This is a genomic window from Cupriavidus sp. GW821-FHT07C08, assembly GCF_059419025.1.
Map to the genome: position 1 here is coordinate 21,411 of NZ_JBWKQZ010000021.1, position 16,513 is coordinate 37,923.

Below are 16,513 nucleotides of genomic sequence, written 5' to 3' on the forward strand. Positions count from 1 at the left end.
CACATCAGCTCAGTGCATTCTCACAACAAGGCATTGCCCGATCTAGTTCAGGTAGCCACCGGTCTTGGTGACGATCTGGTGCGCGCGCTGCGTTTCGCTGGTCAGACGGGTGCTCAGGCCGGTCACGCCGGTCTGGCTGAAGGCGGTGTCAACACTCAGGCCGGTCAGCTTGGCGCGGATCCCGGCATCGCTCATGATGGCGCGGATCTCGCCGCGCAGCCGCTCGACCACGGGCGCCGGCGTGCCCTTGGGGGCAAACACGCCATACCAGACGGTAGTGTCGTAGCCGGGAATACTCTCGGCCACAGTGGGCACGTTGGGCAGAGCCTTGAGCCGGCTCGCGGTGCCGACGGCCAGTAGCTTCAGCTTGCCGGAGTTCACATGGGGCATGTACTCCAGCAGCGGTCCCGTCGCCAGGTCGATATGGCCGGCGATCATGTCGTTGATCGTCGGGCCGCTGCCCTTGTAAGGAATATTGGTGATGTCGACACCGGCCATCGTCTTGATCATTTCGAGCGGATAGCTGGTCGGGCCGCCATAGTTGATCTTGCCGGGATTCGCCTTGGCATAGGCGATCAGTTCGGGGACGGACTTGTATGGCGTGTGCGGGTTCGTAACCAGCACCAGCGGTGACTCGCCCAGCGGCGCCACAGGTACCAGGTCGCGCGTCACATCGTAGGGCAGCTTGCGGTAGAAGGCGGCGTTGACCGCGTGGATGCTGTTCAGGATGCCGATCGTGTGACCGTCCGGTGCCGCGCGCACGAGCGCCTCCGCGCCAATGTTGCCGCTGGCGCCCGGCCGGTTCTCCACCACGACTGGTTGTCCCAGCGCGTTCGACAGGCGCTGCGCCACGGCCCTGGCCAGCACGTCGTTGATGCCTGCCGGCGGAAACGGCACGATGAAGACGATAGGCTTCGAAGGCTTCCAGTCGGCCTGTATGTTTGTGTCCGTTGCCGCTGCGTTGGCGGCGATGGGCCGCAGGCCTGCGACAGCCACGGCGAGCGTGGCGGTGATGGCCGCAGTGATGGCGGCAATCGTGGCCACCCGCCGAGGGGCGGTCAGGAATGACGGAGGCTTCCGGCTTTGCATTGACTCTTGTCTCCTTGTGAATCGCGATGCGTGGGCGACAGGGTCAGCCCGGGCTCATACTCTACTGATTCGGACACAAGGCGCTTCCCCATTTGGGGAGCCGTTTACCAAAACGTCCTCCGTTCTGCGGCATGGCGGTACGCTGGCCGACGATCGCAGACGCCGCACGGCGCCTGCTTACCGGATTGTCCAAGTACTTGACAGGCACTCCGCTCGCGCCGCAGCTCCTCATGCAATATGGAGCGCCACATCGACGACCGGAGGAAACGCAATGCATTACAACCAAAACGGCGCCGTGGTCACCATCGGCAACGGCCCGAACCATGTCATCGCCTTGCACGGCTGGTTCGGCCATGCACGCGGATGGGGGCCCTTTGTAGACGTGCTCGACGGCGACCGCTTCACCTACGCCTTCATCGACTATCGAGGCTATGGTTCCCGGCGAGGAATCCAGGGCAGATTCGACATGCGGGAGATCGCCGCCGACGTGCTGGCGCTTGGTGACGAACTGGGATGGCAGCGCTTCTCGCTGATCGGGCACTCCATGGGAGGCAAGGCCATGCAGGCCGTCGCCATGCAGGCGCCTGCACGCGTCACGGCCATGGTCGGCGTCACACCAGTGCCGCCTACGCCTGTGCCGTTCGACAAGCCGGCACGCGCTCTGTTCGAACGTGCCGCCGGCGAGCTCGCGGCAAGAACTGCGGTCCTCGACAATTCGACGGGCAAACGCCTGAGCCGGCATTGGGTGGAAAAGATGGTCCGGGCCTCGACGCAGCATGCCGATGCCGACGCGTTTGCCGCCTACTTCCGGGCATGGGCCGACACCGACTTCTCTGCTGAAGTTGCCGGCACCAGTGTTCCCAAGCTGCTGCTGGTCGGTGAGCACGACCCGTCGCTGACTGCTGACGTCATGGAGCAGACGTACGGCAAAGCATTCCTCGATCGGGCCATCGACGTGATCCGCAACGCGGGACACTATCCGATGGACGAGACGCCGGTGGACCTCGCCACGCGGATCGAGCGCTTCCTGTCGGACATCCAGAGCCGTAGTGAGCCCTGACGCCCTGGCGCGCCCCTACAGCGCGCCTGCCGGTGTCATACGCCGGCAGGCGCGACCATGACGCAAGCATGAACGATGCGTCCAGGCGCCTGCACCACTCAGGGTGCCTCAGTCGCACCGATCGCGGCCATGCCGCGGCGCCCGATCTCCTCGTCCACGTCCGATGGCCCTCCGCTGACGCCGACGGCCCCGACCAGCCGGCCACCGACGTAGATGCCCAGGGAACCTTGCGACGGAAAGACCGGCCCGCCATAAACCAGCGAACTCATCTGGCCGAAGACGATGGGATTGGCCTGATAGCGCTTCACGAGCTCGGCGCCGGAGGCGCCTCCCGTTGCCGCCGAGGCGATGGCCTTGCCGCGCGCGACGTCAAAGGTCGCAAACGGGGCGCCATCCATTCTCACGCCGCTGAGAAAGTGTCCGGAGACGTCGACCACGACGATGCTGACGGCAAGTTTTCGGTCCTCGGCAAACCGTCTGGCGGCATCAGTAAGCCGGACCGCGGCGTCCGCGCCCAGGGTCTGCAGCTGTGTTACGCCTGCCGCAGATGCGATCGACGCGCAGAACAGATGCAGCCCGAAGGCCACGGCGAGGGTAGAACGCTTCATGGATTCTCCTATGCTTGACGGGATCGCGGCGGCGCGCCGGCACTTGGCCGGCAACGGCGGCCGGCCGGTGCGCACGTACGTGCGCACATCAGAAGAGATGGCGCATGCCCATCATGACCCCGCGCGGGTCGGACACGCTGCTTGCCGTGACCTCATTGGGGATGTTCGAGAATGTGTAGTTGGCCTTGTTCGTGTTCCAGATCTTGCTGGCGTTGGCATAGAGCGTTGTGCGCTTGGACATCGAGTACTGGTAGCCGATCGAAGCCTGCTGGCCACGATTCGGCGTGCCGACCGATTGCTGCATGCCGTATGCCAGCAGTACCAGTCCGGCGCCTCCCACGGGAATGGTCGTGCCGACATGGAAACCGCGGTCCTTCAGCGTCGCCTTCCCTGGCACCCATCGCGTGGCCTGGCGTACGTTGGCGAACAACTTCACCCAAGGGAATTCGTAGGTGGCGCCGATCGCGCGCTCGTCGCGGTCGGCATCCGTTACCGCGCCGATGCTGTAGGTGCGTTCGTAGGCAAGGCCCAGCCACAGCGGACCGCGAGCATAAGTTAGCCCGCCGGCCGCAAGCCGGTCGGCGTCGCGCGGCGCGCTGGTCCGCTCGGCGCCGAATGAATAGATCACGCTGCCCTGCAGCCCGGCAAAATCGGGACTTTCGTACCGGATGGAATTGTCTGCGCGCGCGGTCAGGCTGCTGCCTGCGGGGCCGCCGTTCTGCAGGCGACCGAGCGGGCCATACGGCGAGAAGCCGAAGGCCGACGCCTGCCCTTCGATGTAGTAGATCGGCGTGTTCTGCCGGCCAAGCGTCAGCGCACCCCAGTCCTTGCTGCTCAGGCCGACCCAGGCCTGGCGGCCAAACAGGCGTCCTCCCTGCTGGGCGGTGCCGCTGTCCAGTGCAAGTCCGGTCTCCAGTGTAAATACCGTGGACAGTCCCGGCGCCAGTTCCTCCTTGCCCCGCAAGCCCCAGCGCGATTGATACAGCCCGCCGTCCTCGAGCCGCGCGACATGATTTGCCCCGGACTTGACATACTCGGTGTAGAGATCGGCTACGCCAAAAATGGTCACCCCCGATTGTGCCGCCGCTATGCCCGGCACCGCTGCCACCGCCACTACCAAGAGTGCTCCCATTCTTTTCATGCGTTTCTCCTCGCTGTTCCGTCCTGTTTGACGATATGGTTCTTGCACGGTCTTGCACCGGCGCAGCAAGGGTATGGGTTCGCGCTGGGAAAGCGCTAACCCAATCGTCCCGCCAATTGGAAAGGTGTCCGGAATGCGGAACCGGGGCGGGTCAGGAGGGCAGGTTTACGAGCAGGGTGCGGGGGGACAGGCCTGGAAGTCCGCAGGGAGCGCTGGCGGATTCGGCAAGCCGATGGAGAGGCGCAGCGGGAAGGTGGTAGGAACGCAGAAGGCTGGCCGGGCTGAACCCGGCCTCGCATGAAATCGCCCTCCCCCAGCGGGCGCCAACCGTCCTGGCAAGTGTCGCGGTCGGCTGGCGGCTGGGACGCCGCGCCGGAAACGCGCTACAGGTTTCGACTGAACTCGTAGTTGTAGGGATCGCTGTTGAAACGATGCGTATTGTCGGCACCCATCTGCGGGCCGGCGCAACCGAACATGCTTAGCGTTAATCCGCAGAGTATTGCGGCAGCCAGGAATCGGATCATGATGCACCTCGCGTCGAAATCGTCCGCCAGGGTACGGCGGAAGCGTGAGTTGAGTCTATACCACCCCACGAAGGTGCCTTTCTGAATCGAACGGGCCATTGCCGGCAAGCGTGGGCGTGGCAGCTTTGCCCGACATGGCGCGTTTCCCGCAGGAAGGCTTGACCTAGGAAACGGTGCTGCTAACGCTGTTTCCAGCGATTCTGGCTCCGCCTTTTCGTCGCTAAGCTCACGATGCTTAGCGGCTGCGAACGTGTAGTTCGCAGCCGCTAATATCGCGCACGCTAGCTCATGATCGGTGCCATCGCAGTTTCGATTCTGGATAGCTGGCTCCCGGTGATCATGCCACTGAGAGCCTGACTGAAGCGGGGCTCCTGCACTCCGGAAATGATGTATTGCCACCTGTATGCGGCAAGCAGGCCGATGCGCACGAAATCTTTGTCAGCCATCGACAGCGATCGTGGGCAGATCATCGCAAAGTAGTCTGCGTCCGCATTAGCCTGAGTTTGCAGAATGCCGTCCACGGCGGCGACCAGTTCGATCAGATCGTTGACAGCTGCGTCACGCTCTTCAGGCGAAAGCCTCGCATCTTCGCGTTGCCATTCGATTTCATCGAGAATCGCATGCTGTGATTCCTCGCGCCAGTGATAGAGAAAGACGTCCTTCCATAGTTCAGAGGAATTCATGTCGCCGTCGATGCTGCCTCGATAGTGCGCGAGCACGAAGAGTTCGATGTGACAGGTTAGAGCGAGCACAGCCCAGGTGGACTTTGCGAGGACGAACGAGGCCACACTATTTGCGTCCGGCAAGAACGAATAACCAGCTGGCATGCCTTCAGCGCACATGCGCTCGATGCGGCGGAATAGCTCCTGATGCTTGATTTCTTCATCACTGAACCGCACAAGTGCTTCAAGCGCGCTCTGATCGCCGAGTCGGTATGGGCCGCTCATCTCCAGTACCTTCGCCGCGATGAAGCGTTCGACGAGACCGAACATGTTCGCGTACGTACGGCCCTGAATCTGGCTGAGCAGACGCTGCTCGTCGTGACTGAGAAAGGCGAGAGAATCGACCTTTGATAGAGCGTCTGGCAAAAACTTCTTCGCGAAATCGAAGCTTCGGCCGCGAATTACGTCGCGGTCGATGTCCCAGCGGACGCGCTTGGATGCAGCGATGCACTTGGCGTAGCGGTTGGTAGTAGCCACCCTATGCCCATCAGTCATGATTTCCATTGAAACGCTCCTTCAATACGTCACACGTCCCGTGGCCGCCGCGAGCGACGACTGTCCTTCCACCTTGCACGGTTCGAACGCCGGGCGGCGGTTTGAGGCACTGGGTACGTGATCTGCCGCCTGGCATACGTGATGGTGCCGCCCGGATTTCCCATCCTTTCGAACGGGTAAGCCAGGTTTGGAGTACGGCAACATCACGATTCCAACTATCGTTGCCTGACGTCATCAATCCGTGAACTGCGGGCGGGGTCGCGTAAAAACGCCGTAAAAAATTCTTTTCAGGACAAGGGAACCTGAAGAAGTGACCTGCAAAAGACGAGTGGGAGGGCAGTCTTCATTGATGCGTGAAAGTCGCGCCGGGCGGACTAGACTTTTTGAGAGCGACGCTTCACCTCACGCACGACATGGCCCGGCTCAAGATAGAAGTCCTCGGAGGCTTGCAAGTCCGGCTTGCCGGACAGCATGGATCGCTCGCTTTTCCCACCAGGAAAAGCAAGGCCATCCTGGCCTACCTTGCCCTGTCGCCGGGGATGCTGCGGTCGCGAGAGCAACTGGCAAGCGTGCTTTGGGAGCGCAGTGCGGAAGAGCAGGCAAGGGCCAGTTTGCGGCAGACTCTGTCGAGCTTGCGCCGGGTCCTGCCGAACGCGCCCCCAATCTTGAACGCGGAGCCGGATGCCATATGGCTTGACGGACAGTTCGTGGAAGTCGACGCGCTGCAATTCACGAGCCTCGCGACTGAACGATCTCCTGACTCCCTGTCGAAAGCTGTTGCCCTCTATCGGGGCGCCCTACTCGATGGTTTCAGCCTTCGTGAGGAACCGTTCGAGCAGTGGATGATCATCGAGCGTCGCTGGTTTCATGAGCGCGCCGTGGAAGTGTTCACCGAACTCGTCGGCCATTACGAACAATCTGGCGAATTTGATCGTGCAATTGCGACGGCAAGCAGAGTATTGGCCTTGGACCCGTCACTCGAATGGGCCCATGCGCTGCTTATGAGGCTGTATGCGAGGATGGGACGCCGGAACGCTGCTGTCCGCCAGTACCAGGAATGCGTCCGAGTGCTCAATACCGAACTCGGCATTGCCCCGGCCGAGAGCACTCAACGTCTGGCTGCTCAAATCCAGCAGGATTCAGGCGGAGCTAGAGAGCCTGCAGGTCCGGCCGTGGCTGTCGGGGAACCGGCTAAGCAGTCCGGGATTTCGTCGCGCGCTGGCTACGCAGCGGATAGCGCAACGGCATTGCCGGCGGAGCGCAAGCACCTGAGTGTGCTCTGCGCCCGCGTGCGCGAACCCATCAGCGTCATCGATCACGAGCCGGCACTTGAGCGCGTCGACGCTGTATTGAAGGCTATGGTCGACTCCGTTCAGCGATTCGGCGGCCTCGTCACCCAACTCAGAAGCGATGGTGTCACAGCACTATTTGGCGCGCCCGTCGCACACGAAGAGCATGCGGTGGAAGCCTGTTATGCAGCGCTCGCGATGCGCGCACGCATTGCGGCGCTCATTGAGCGATCCCTGGATGTGCGGATTGGCGTACATTCCGGCGAGGCTGTCGTCCGGACGATTGGCGACGAGGGGTCGCAGCACTATGACGCGCTCGGCTCCGTACCGCAGATCGCGAATCAGATCGATGTCGCGCTCGCGGCCGGAGAGATCGGCGTGAGCGCAGACACGGCGAGATGTGCCGAAGGGTTCATCGAACTTTCGGATCTTCGCGCGAGATCGCTTCCTGGTGCGACGCCCCCCCTCGAGATCTTCACGCTGGGGACAAAGTCCGAGTTGCGTCTTCGCTGGAACGCTCGTACCGTACGCGGCCTCACGCATTTTGTCGGCCGCGACACAGAGATGGCCAGTTTGCAGGGGATGCTTGCGCGTGCCGGACGCAGCGCTGGCCAGGTATGCGCCGTCGTCGGGGAACCGGGCGTGGGAAAGTCTCGCCTGGTGCATGAGTTTGTCAACTCGGAACAGGCGGCCGGGTGGACAAAATTCGAAACGGGCGCGACATCGCGCGACACGAGCGCGATCTATCTTCCGCTGGCCAACCTGCTCCGGACGTGGTTCGGCATCGGGACGCATGACACACTGGATGAGGCCGCCGAGAAGCTTCGTCGCGGCGTCGACGCAGTCGACCCGGCGCTCGCCTGGACGTGTCCTGCGCTGGCTGCAATGCTGGACCTACCGCCGGATGATCCGCAATGGGACATGGCGACTCCGCCGCAAAGGCGCAAGCGCACACTCGAAGCGATTGCCTCTCTCATGATCCGAGCGAGTGAGCACCGCCCATCGATCCTCGTTGTCGAGGATCTGCACTGGATCGATGAGGGCACGCAGGCCGTGCTCGATCATCTCGTCGACTTCATCGGTGCGTCACGCGTGATGCTTCTCGTGACCCATCGACCCGAGTATCGGCACACATGGTCTGGCAAGAGCTATTTTGCCCAGCTGCACGTGGACAGTCTCGGCACCGAAGGCGCGAAGCAGCTGCTGCAATCGCTGCTCGGCGACGGCAGCGAGCTTTCCGCCCTTAGGCGTCACCTGATCGAGCGCACGGGATGCACACCGTTTTTCCTGGAAGAATCCGTTCGTGCGCTCGCAGATTCGGGCGCACTGGTTGGCCAAAAAGGCGCATACCAGATGGCGCGAACGATAGACACGTTCGATATTCCATCAACCGTGCATGCAGTTCTCGCTTCGCGGATCGATCGCCTGTCCGCGCAGCAGAAGGCCCTTCTGCAGATGGCGGCCGTGATCGGCCATGAATTTCCCGTCGATCTTCTTGAGCCGATAGCCAATCTCGATCGCGAGCGGCTACTCGATCTGCTCGCCGATCTGCAAGCGGCTGAATTCCTCTATCAGACCCGCCTGTTGCCGCATCAGCAATATACCTTCAAGCATGCGCTCACGCATCGAGTCGCATATGCAAGCGTACTCAAGGAGCGAAGACGCCCTATTCACGTGCAGCTTGTGGGTGTCATCGAGCAACTTTACACGCAACGTCTTGACGAGCATGTCGAACTTCTCGCGCATCACGCGCTTGCTGGCGAACTTTGGGACAAGGCTGTTCACTACCTGTACCAATCCGCGGGCAAGGCGCTGGAGCGGTTCGCGTATCAGCAGGCCGTTGATCACCTGAACAGAGGACTCGAGATCATCCGGATGTTGCCTCGTTCTCCTGCGCTGCTCAGGCAAGAGCTCGAGTATCAAAAGGTCCTTGGCGTGACCATGATGGCAGCGAAGGGTTGGGCGGCAAAAGAAGTCCTTGACGCGTATACGCGGGCAAGGGCGCTCTGCGAGGAGCTTGGAGACGAGAGCGAACTGTTCACCGTACTGCGGGGAGAAGGACAGTATCGGATGATCCGTGGTGAGTCAGAAATCGCCCGCGAACTTGGCAACCGGTGCACAGCTCTGACCGCGGGCTCGCATGATCCCGGGATGCAAATCGAGACGCATCATCTTTTCTGGACGAACAGCTTTTTCATGGGGGAATATGCTGCTTCAGAGTTTCATAGCAGAAGCGGAATGGTCCTTTACGAGCGAGAGCGAGACCACGCGCTGACATTCAAATACTCTGGACATGATCCTGGTGTGTGCTGCCGGTGCTTCACCGCGCTGGTTCAGTGCCTGCGTGGGTACCCGGACAAATCACTGTCGATCTGCGACGAGGCGCTGGGGCTAGCGCAAGAACTCTGTCATCCATTGACGACCGCTTTGGCCTATTGGGCACGCAGCTTCGCACATATCTTGCGGGGCGAGCCAGAACTGGCGAAGCAGTGGGCTGCGCGGGAAATTGCAGTTTGCGATGAGTACATGCTGCCCTTGCTGCTGTCGCAAGGTAAGTTTCAGCTGGGTTGGTCGCTGGCGCAAATGGGCGATCTCGACGAAGGCATAGAAAGGATGCGGGAGGGAATTTCAGCAATCAGCGCAACCGGTGCGGAAATGGGGCTGCCATACTTCAATGCGCTGCTTGGCGAGGCGCTTGGCCGCGCGGGCAAACCAGAGGCAGGGCTCGTCGAGATCGATCGGGCGCTCGCCGCTGTCAATCGTCACGGCGGACGCTTCCAGCTATCGGAAATGCTGCGCCTGAAAGGCGAATTGCTAGCGACTCGGCACTCCATGCAACGAAACGAAGCACTAGCAACCCTTCACGAGGCAATCGCCGTTGCACAAAGGCAAGGCGCGCGTCTTCCCGGGCTGCGGGCGGCGATCAGCCTTGCCCGTCAGTTGGCAGCAGCGGGCGACATGCAGCATGCATACGCCGTGCTACAGCCCGCCTGCGACAGCATCAGGGAAGGAAGTGACCTCACCGATGTGCGCACCGCGCAGACGCTCCTGGCTGAACTGACGAATCGCTAGCGCAAGACACTAAACTTCGATACACCGGCTGAACGATTCCATCAAGCTGTTGCATCGACCGGTTGAATCTGCAGCCACAAGCCGCCATTCACATGCGTCGTCATTCGGACGTTCACGCGTCGGCTCCGCCCCGTAACCGGTCATCCGATTGTTAGGAACGCCTCCCTTCGCTTTGGCGTCGGCTTGTCCCGACGTTCGGGAAGCTGAGCAGACGGCGCTGTCTTGAGCGCCGCCTGCGGTAGCTCCCGGCGGCGTGACCGGGAGCGCTTATGAAGCGCTGACCGTACTGGATTCCGCCACGCCGAGGGCAATGTGCCTCAGATCGTCATCGGTAATCACGGCCTTCGTATCCGCCAGTCGCTTGAAGCGGGCGAAGGCAGCGGACAGCCCTTCGTCGTCGGGAAAATGCATCCCGAGTTCCTGAACCCGGTGCTTGAAGGCATTCCGGCCGGAAAGCTTGCCGAGCACGAGCGCGCCCTTGTCCCATCCAACATCTTCCGGCCGCATGATTTCATAAGTCTCACGGGCTTTCAGGATGCCATCCTGGTGGATGCCTGACGCATGTGCGAAGGCATTAGCACCGACCACCGCCTTGTTCGCCGGAACGCTGAATCCCGTGGCCTCGGCAACGGCCCTGGAGGCAGCGACCAGATGCATGGTGTTCACGCCAACGTCAAGTCCGAACAGGTCACGCCTGGTCTTTACCGCCATGACGACCTCTTCCAGGGACGCGTTGCCTGCGCGTTCGCCAAGCCCGTTGATGGTGCACTCGATCTGCCGGGCGCCACCGTACCTGACGGCCGCCAGCGAATTGGCAACCGCCAGGCCGAGGTCATTGTGGCAATGCACCGACCATATGGCCTTGTCAGAGTTGGGAATGCGCTCGCGAAGTTTCCGCAGTCCCTCGGCAAATTCGACGGGCATGGCATAGCCAACGGTATCGGGGACGTTGATCGTGGTCGCCCCTTCCTTGATGACCCCTTCGATCACGCGACAGAGGAAATCGGGGTCCGATCGACTCCCATCCTCGGGGCTGAATTCCACGTCGTTCGTAAACTGGCGCGCGAAGCGGACGGCAGTGCACGCCCGCAGATACACCTCCTCCGCGCTCATGCGCAGCTTCTTCTCCATGTGCAACGCCGACGTGGCGATAAAGGTGTGGATGCGGGATCTTCTCGCGCTCCTCAACGCATTGGCGGCTCGCTCGATATCGCGCTCATTGGCACGGGCGAGCGAGCAAATCACGCTGCCCTTCACTTGCCCGGAAATCTCCCGGATGGCGTCATGGTCCCCATCCGAGCTGGCTGCAAAGCCAGCTTCGATGACATCGACGTTCAGGGCATCGAGATGTTCCGCGACCGCGATCTTCTGCCTGACGGTCATTGCCGCGCCAGGCGACTGTTCGCCATCGCGCAGGGTGGTATCAAGGATGACGAGCTTGTCGCTGGCGCTGGTCGAACTGTGGGGCTTCGGGAATTCGTTCATCGGCTTCCTCCTGGTCGACGTGACGCTCAGTTCGGCCCGATGCCACGCGACAACACCTCGTGCGCCCATGTCACCGCCGCGCGCGCCGGCGCCTGGCCGGTCGACTCCACGCGTTGCGCCAGCCTGAGCACCCGTTCGCGGATGCCTGCCACTTCGTCGTGCAGGGCCGATTCGTCGACACCGCCGAGGTATTCCCGGGCGCAACTCACGATGCCGCCGGCATTGATGAGGAAGTCGGGCGCATAGAAGATGCCGCGCTGGTGCAGGATGTCGCCTTCGGCGAGCGAAGCGAGTTGATTGTTTGCCCCGCCGGCGATGACCCGGAAGCGGCAGCTTTCGGCCACGGCCGGGGTGATGACGGCACCCAGCGCGCAAGGCGCGAATACATCGGCGTCGACGGCCGTGATGGCTTCCGGCGATACGACGCGGGCGCCAAACTGCTGTTGCGCCTGCGTCGTGCGGCCGGCGTCGATATCGGCCACGGTCAGGGTGGCGCCCGCTTCATGGAGACGGCGGCAAAGCTCCCAGCCCACCGAACCCAGTCCCTGGACGGCCACGGACAAGCCGGCGAGCGACTTGCGGTCCAGGCGATACAGCGCCGCCGCCTCGATGCCGACGAACACGCCGTATGCCGTCCACGGCGAGGGATTGCCGCCGAAGCCGCCGTCGCGCGGCATGCCGCTGACGTAGCGGGTCTCGGCCTGGACGGCACGCATGTCGTCCACCGTCGTGCCGACGTCCTCGGCCGTAATATAGCTGCCTTGCAGCGACTCGACCATGCGGCCGAAGGCGCGGAAGAGTTGCTGGCGGTCGGTCTGCGCCGGGGAACGCAGGATCACCGCCTTGCCGCCACCGAACGGCAGCCCGGCGAGGGCGTTCTTGTAGGCCATGCCCTGTGACAGGCGCAGCGCATCGGACAGCGCGTCGGCTTCAGCGGGATAGGCCCAGTACCGGCAGCCGCCGAAGGCGGGGCCCAGTCTGGTGTTGTAGATGGCGATGATGGCCTGCAGGCCGGATTCCGGATCGGTGGCGAGCGTCACGCGCTCGTGGGACAGGCCTTCGCCGGTGCCGAAAAGGCGGACAGCGGCCGCCGCGTGGGTACGGTCGTTCAACTTCTTCTCCATGACGTGGGGAATGCAAAGCTGTAGCTCTGCCTTCCTTGACACACCGCCTGGGTTGCAGTGCGGTGCGGCGTTGATGGGGCGTGGAGCCCCAATCCCGTTCGGCTGCGGGCGATCTTGTCGCGCCGCCGCCGGGTTGGCATCTTACCCAGTTTCTCGGTGCGGGCGGGGCTGGGGTTTTCGCTTACTCCAAGGTCGGCTTCCGCATCCGCTTGCCGTGTCTCGGGACTCTTACGGCTGGCACCTCGTTCTACCTGGTGCCACCGTGCAGCACCGCGTTGCGGCGCGCGTACAGGAAGTAGATCGACAGGCCGATCCCCAGCCAAATGAGGAAGGCGATCCAGGTCAGCGCTTGAAGGTGCGCCATCAGGAACAGGCAGAAGCCCACCGATAGCAGCGGAACCACCGGCACGCCAGGACAGCGGAAAGCTCTCGGCAGCTCGGGACGGGTCCGGCGCAGCACCAGCACCGCGATCGAGATCAGCGTGAAGGCGGAGAGCGTGCCGATATTGATCAACTCGGCCAGCACATTGAGCGGCACCAATGCGGCGATCATCGCGAACACGATGCCGACGGTCCAGGTGGCAAAGAATGGCGTGGCGTGCACCGGGTGGACCGACGACAGCTTGGCGGGCAGCAGGCCGTCGCGAGACATGGCAAAGATGACGCGAGTCTGGCCAAAGGTCATTACCAGGATCACCGTGGTCATGCCGAGAATGGCGCCCAGGTCGACAAAGCCAGCCACCCAGTTCTGTCCCGCGTACTGCAACACCAGCGACACGGGATGGTCGATGCCGGCGAACTTGGCGAAGGGAACGACGCCGGTCATGATGGCTGCGACTATCACGTATAGCACTGTGCAGACCGTCAGCGAGCCGATGATGCCGACCGGCAGGTCGCGGTGCGGATTGCGCACTTCCTCCGCGGCTGAGGTCACCGCATCGAAGCCGATAAAGGCGAAGAACACCAGCGCCGCTGCATTGAAGATGCCGGCAAAGCCGAATGGCGCGAACGGCTGCCAGTTGGCCGGCTGCACATGCCACACGCCCACGGCGATAAACAGTAGCACCACGCCGATCTTGATCGCCACCATCAGGTTGTTGATGCGCGTGGATTCGCGCACGCCGTACGACACCACCCAGGTGATGGCCAGCATGATCAGGCACGCCGGCAGGTTCAGCATGGTCTTCACCCCCGGCACGGAGCCTGGCGCCGCGCTCAGCGCCGCCGGCAGCTTCAGCCCGAAGCCCGCCATCAGCGACTGGAAGTAGCCCGACCATCCCACCGACACGGCGGACGTGGCCAGGCCGTATTCGAGCAGAAGGTCCCAGCCGATCATCCAGGCGATGATCTCGCCCAGAGTCGCGTAGCTATAGGTATAGATCGATCCCGACACCGGGATGGCGGAGGCGAACTCGGCATAGCACAGCGCGGCGAAGCCGCATGCCATGGCCGCGATGATGAAAGACACGGTCAGCGCCGGGCCGGCGGTCAAAGCGCCGGTGCCGGTCAGCACGAAGATGCCGGTGCCGATGATGGCTCCGATGCCCATCAGCACGAGGTCCACCGGACCCAGCACCTTCTTCAGGCTGCCAACGTGTCTGTCCACCAGCATGGCGTCAATGTCTTTGGTTCGGAACAAGCTCATATAGGTGTCTCCTGCATGTGCTGCCGAGCGATCGCACGGGCCCGCGCCGGAGATGGCGACGAGTCATGCGGGCGCGAAGGCATCCGGGCAGCGTGCTGCCGGGGTCGACGGCACGGCTTGCCGGCACGCAGGTCGCGCCCCGGTCCCGGTATTTGTTGGAATTACCCGGACCGGCCAGGCCACGGGGACAGACGTCAAACCGAATCAACGCGGCGCGCACGGCCCTCCGATTCCTTGCACGCCGCTGATGTCAAACACGCCGGTCTCAATCGACGTGATGAACCCATCCGAACGGGTCGGCGATCTTGCCGCGCTGGATGCCGGTCAACAACGAACGGAGGCGTTGCGTAACTTCGCCTTCCCCACCATTGCCGATCGTGAACTCCCCACCAGCGTGACGTACCTGCCCGATGGCGGTGACGACCGCGGCCGTGCCACAGGCAAAAGTTTCCTTAACCTTGCCACTGGCTGCATCTGTGCGCCACGTCTCGAAGTCGTATGGTGTTTCATTGACCGGAATACCCTCGTGCCTGGCCAGTTCGATGATCGAAGCGCGCGTAATGCCCGGCAGGATTGTCCCTGTTAATGGGGGCGTGCGCAGAGAGCCGTCATCCATCACGAAAAAAACATTCATGCCCCCGAGCTCCTCGATCCAGCGGTGCTCCGCAGCGTCAAGGAATACCACCTGGTCGCAGCCATTGGCCGAGCCCTCGGTCTGCGCGATCAGGCTGGCTGCGTAATTGCCGCCGCACTTGGCCGCGCCGGTGCCGCCTGGGGCCGCTCGGGTGTAGCGATCCGAAACCCATACGGTCACCGCCGACTTGCCGGCCTTGAAATACGGGCCGACCGGGCAAGCAATCACGCAAAATACAAATTCGGCCGATGCGCGCACGCCGAGAAAATTCTCCGAGGCGAACATGAATGGACGCAGGTAGAGGCTTCCATCGCCACCTGGAATCCAGGCGCGGTCAATATCGACGAGCGCTTCCACGGCTTGCAGAAATGTGGCCTCGGGCAGGTCGGCCATCGACATGCGCGCAGCAGAGGCGCGAAAACGCCTTGCGTTCTCCTGTGGTCGGAACAGCGAGATCTTGCCGTCCTCGCCGCGGTATGCCTTCATGCCCTCGAAGATTTCCTGCGCGTAGTGCAGTACTGCGCAGGCGGGATCGATTTGGAACGGACGGCGTGCTTCGACCTTGGCGTCATGCCAGCCGCGACCGTCGGTCCACCGGATCGTGACCATGTGATCCGTGAAAATGCGTCCGAACGCCGGATTTGCCAACTTGGCAGCGATCTCATCGGCGGGGGTGGGCCCGGGGGAAGGCTCTACAACGAACTGCAGTTGATTTTCCGTACTCATTTTTCAGTGTTCCGAGGATGTTGGGCCATATGGCCCTGGCCGCCGCGGTAGTGTCGTCGGGGCGGGTGCCTTACAAGGGTGGAGTGCCACTTGCCAAAAAGCGGCGCGCCTTCACAAGCCCCACCACCGCCAAGCCGGACGCGCTCGATCCTGCCACAGGAAACTGTTCTGCCGCGGCCGGAGTCAGGCAGCAGCACTCAGCGCGCCTCTGGCCTATTGCGGCAGTGGCGGTCGCACCAGCGGCTGGGTGCCGCTCATGTAGACGCGGCCTCTTTTGAGGGTGTCCTTGTCGTCCAGGCTGGCCGCGGCCAGGAACTCGCGCAGGTTGGCGATAGTGGGGTATTCACGATGTCTGTCTCCGCATGCTTCTTTTGTCCGGAGGAGTGTAGGAAGCGCCCGCGCCATCGTAAAATCAAAAATTCCAAAACCTGATATCCACAAAACAAATAGCGGAGGGACGGACATGGCCAAGTCTCGCGAGGCACCGGAAAGGATCGCCGACGAGACTACGCTGCTGCAGTTCCGCTACTTCGCCGCAGCCGCCGAGACCAGGCAGTTTTCGAAGGCGGCCACCACCGAGCATGTGTCGCAATCGGCCATCCTCAATGCGGTGCTGACACTCGAGCAGCATCTGGCGGTGCGCCTGTTCGAGTGCCTGCCCCAAGGCGTGGCGCTGACCGCCGAAGGTCACCATTTCTACCAGCACGCACCTGCCCAGCCTGCTGATGCGCTTTCGCACCAAGTACCCGGACAAGGCGTGAATCTGAAATGACGAGTCGTGGACGAAGATGGGGCTGCTGATCGACGCCCCGATGCCAGACCGTCATGGACGAGGACCACTTGGTTCACCAGTATGTGGCAGCCGAACAGGGTAAGAGCAGAGTTCCGCCGCATCGACT

At 62.5% G+C, this 16,513-nt stretch carries 10 protein-coding genes and 2 pseudogenes; 3 read left to right on the forward strand and 9 right to left on the reverse strand.

The window, feature by feature from the left end; all coding sequences use genetic code 11:
- Window positions 1-42: 42 nt before the first annotated feature.
- Window positions 43-1,089 carry a Bug family tripartite tricarboxylate transporter substrate binding protein gene (locus AC07UK_RS24110; RefSeq protein ID WP_436224144.1) on the reverse strand — a complete coding sequence of 349 codons (1,047 nt, stop codon included), beginning with the start codon at window positions 1,087-1,089 and terminating at the stop codon, window positions 43-45.
- A 271-nt stretch (window positions 1,090-1,360) separates the two neighbouring features.
- On the opposite strand from AC07UK_RS24110, the gene AC07UK_RS24115 reads away from it, so the two are divergent.
- A complete protein-coding gene (locus AC07UK_RS24115; protein WP_494686376.1) occupies window positions 1,361-2,149 on the forward strand; it encodes an alpha/beta fold hydrolase in 789 nt (262 codons plus the stop codon).
- 98 nt (window positions 2,150-2,247) lie between these two features.
- Here the strand turns inward: AC07UK_RS24115 and AC07UK_RS24120 are convergent, their stop codons facing one another.
- The 3 genes from AC07UK_RS24120 to AC07UK_RS24130 form a co-directional block, all read right to left on the reverse strand.
- On the reverse strand, window positions 2,248-2,757 hold the full coding sequence (locus AC07UK_RS24120; RefSeq protein ID WP_436224146.1) for a GlcG/HbpS family heme-binding protein: 510 nt from the start codon (window positions 2,755-2,757) through the stop codon (window positions 2,248-2,250).
- 88 nt (window positions 2,758-2,845) lie between these two features.
- Window positions 2,846-3,898 (reverse strand): porin, encoded by a 1,053-nt coding sequence (locus AC07UK_RS24125; RefSeq protein WP_436224147.1) that lies wholly within the window; start codon window positions 3,896-3,898, stop codon window positions 2,846-2,848.
- 805 nt (window positions 3,899-4,703) lie between these two features.
- The gene (locus AC07UK_RS24130) at window positions 4,704-5,648 is read right to left on the reverse strand and encodes a hypothetical protein (RefSeq protein WP_436224148.1); all 945 of its coding nucleotides are present in this window, start codon (window positions 5,646-5,648) and stop codon (window positions 4,704-4,706) included.
- 344 nt (window positions 5,649-5,992) lie between these two features.
- Between AC07UK_RS24130 and AC07UK_RS24135 the strand changes: the two genes are divergently transcribed.
- Window positions 5,993-10,000: an AfsR/SARP family transcriptional regulator gene (locus AC07UK_RS24135; RefSeq protein ID WP_494686375.1), complete on the forward strand. Its 4,008-nt coding sequence runs from the start codon at window positions 5,993-5,995 to the stop codon at window positions 9,998-10,000.
- Between the two features lie 282 nt (window positions 10,001-10,282).
- Here the strand turns inward: AC07UK_RS24135 and AC07UK_RS24140 are convergent.
- The 5 genes and pseudogenes from AC07UK_RS24140 to AC07UK_RS24160 all read right to left on the reverse strand — a co-directional run.
- Window positions 10,283-11,485 (reverse strand): annotated as a pseudogene (locus AC07UK_RS24140) (2-isopropylmalate synthase); the annotation flags it as partial.
- A gap of 26 nt (window positions 11,486-11,511) precedes the next feature.
- Entirely contained in the window at window positions 11,512-12,609 is a 1,098-nt protein-coding gene (locus tag AC07UK_RS24145; protein WP_436224150.1) for a Leu/Phe/Val dehydrogenase, read from the reverse strand.
- 247 nt (window positions 12,610-12,856) lie between these two features.
- Entirely contained in the window at window positions 12,857-14,254 is a 1,398-nt protein-coding gene (bcaP, locus tag AC07UK_RS24150) for a branched-chain amino acid transporter BcaP (protein WP_436224151.1), read from the reverse strand.
- A gap of 265 nt (window positions 14,255-14,519) precedes the next feature.
- On the reverse strand, window positions 14,520-15,614 hold the full coding sequence (locus AC07UK_RS24155) for a branched-chain amino acid aminotransferase (protein WP_436224152.1): 1,095 nt from the start codon (window positions 15,612-15,614) through the stop codon (window positions 14,520-14,522).
- A 213-nt stretch (window positions 15,615-15,827) separates the two neighbouring features.
- On the reverse strand, window positions 15,828-16,079 hold the full coding sequence (locus AC07UK_RS24160; RefSeq protein ID WP_436224153.1) for a LysR family transcriptional regulator: 252 nt from the start codon (window positions 16,077-16,079) through the stop codon (window positions 15,828-15,830).
- Between AC07UK_RS24160 and AC07UK_RS24165 the strand changes: the two are divergent.
- Window positions 16,078-16,323, forward strand: a pseudogene (locus AC07UK_RS24165) (LysR family transcriptional regulator); the annotation flags it as partial. The gene AC07UK_RS24160 and the pseudogene AC07UK_RS24165 overlap by 2 nt on opposite strands.
- Between the last annotated feature and the right edge of the window lie 190 nt (window positions 16,324-16,513).

What these genes read in the sequence shown, in the direction of transcription:
- AC07UK_RS24110 (WP_436224144.1), bottom strand. Translation starts at nt 1,089, where the DNA reads ATGCAAAGCCGGAAGCCTCCGTCATTCCTGACCGCCCCTCGGCGGGTG.
- AC07UK_RS24115 (WP_494686376.1), top strand. Translation starts at nt 1,361, where the DNA reads ATGCATTACAACCAAAACGGCGCCGTGGTCACCATCGGCAACGGCCCG.
- AC07UK_RS24160 (WP_436224153.1), bottom strand. Translation starts at nt 16,079, where the DNA reads ATGTCCGTCCCTCCGCTATTTGTTTTGTGGATATCAGGTTTTGGAATT.
- AC07UK_RS24155 (WP_436224152.1), bottom strand. Translation starts at nt 15,614, where the DNA reads ATGAGTACGGAAAATCAACTGCAGTTCGTTGTAGAGCCTTCCCCCGGG.
- AC07UK_RS24125 (WP_436224147.1), bottom strand. Translation starts at nt 3,898, where the DNA reads ATGAAAAGAATGGGAGCACTCTTGGTAGTGGCGGTGGCAGCGGTGCCG.
- AC07UK_RS24130 (WP_436224148.1), bottom strand. Translation starts at nt 5,648, where the DNA reads ATGGAAATCATGACTGATGGGCATAGGGTGGCTACTACCAACCGCTAC.
- AC07UK_RS24120 (WP_436224146.1), bottom strand. Translation starts at nt 2,757, where the DNA reads ATGAAGCGTTCTACCCTCGCCGTGGCCTTCGGGCTGCATCTGTTCTGC.
- bcaP (WP_436224151.1), bottom strand. Translation starts at nt 14,254, where the DNA reads ATGAGCTTGTTCCGAACCAAAGACATTGACGCCATGCTGGTGGACAGA.
- AC07UK_RS24145 (WP_436224150.1), bottom strand. Translation starts at nt 12,609, where the DNA reads ATGGAGAAGAAGTTGAACGACCGTACCCACGCGGCGGCCGCTGTCCGC.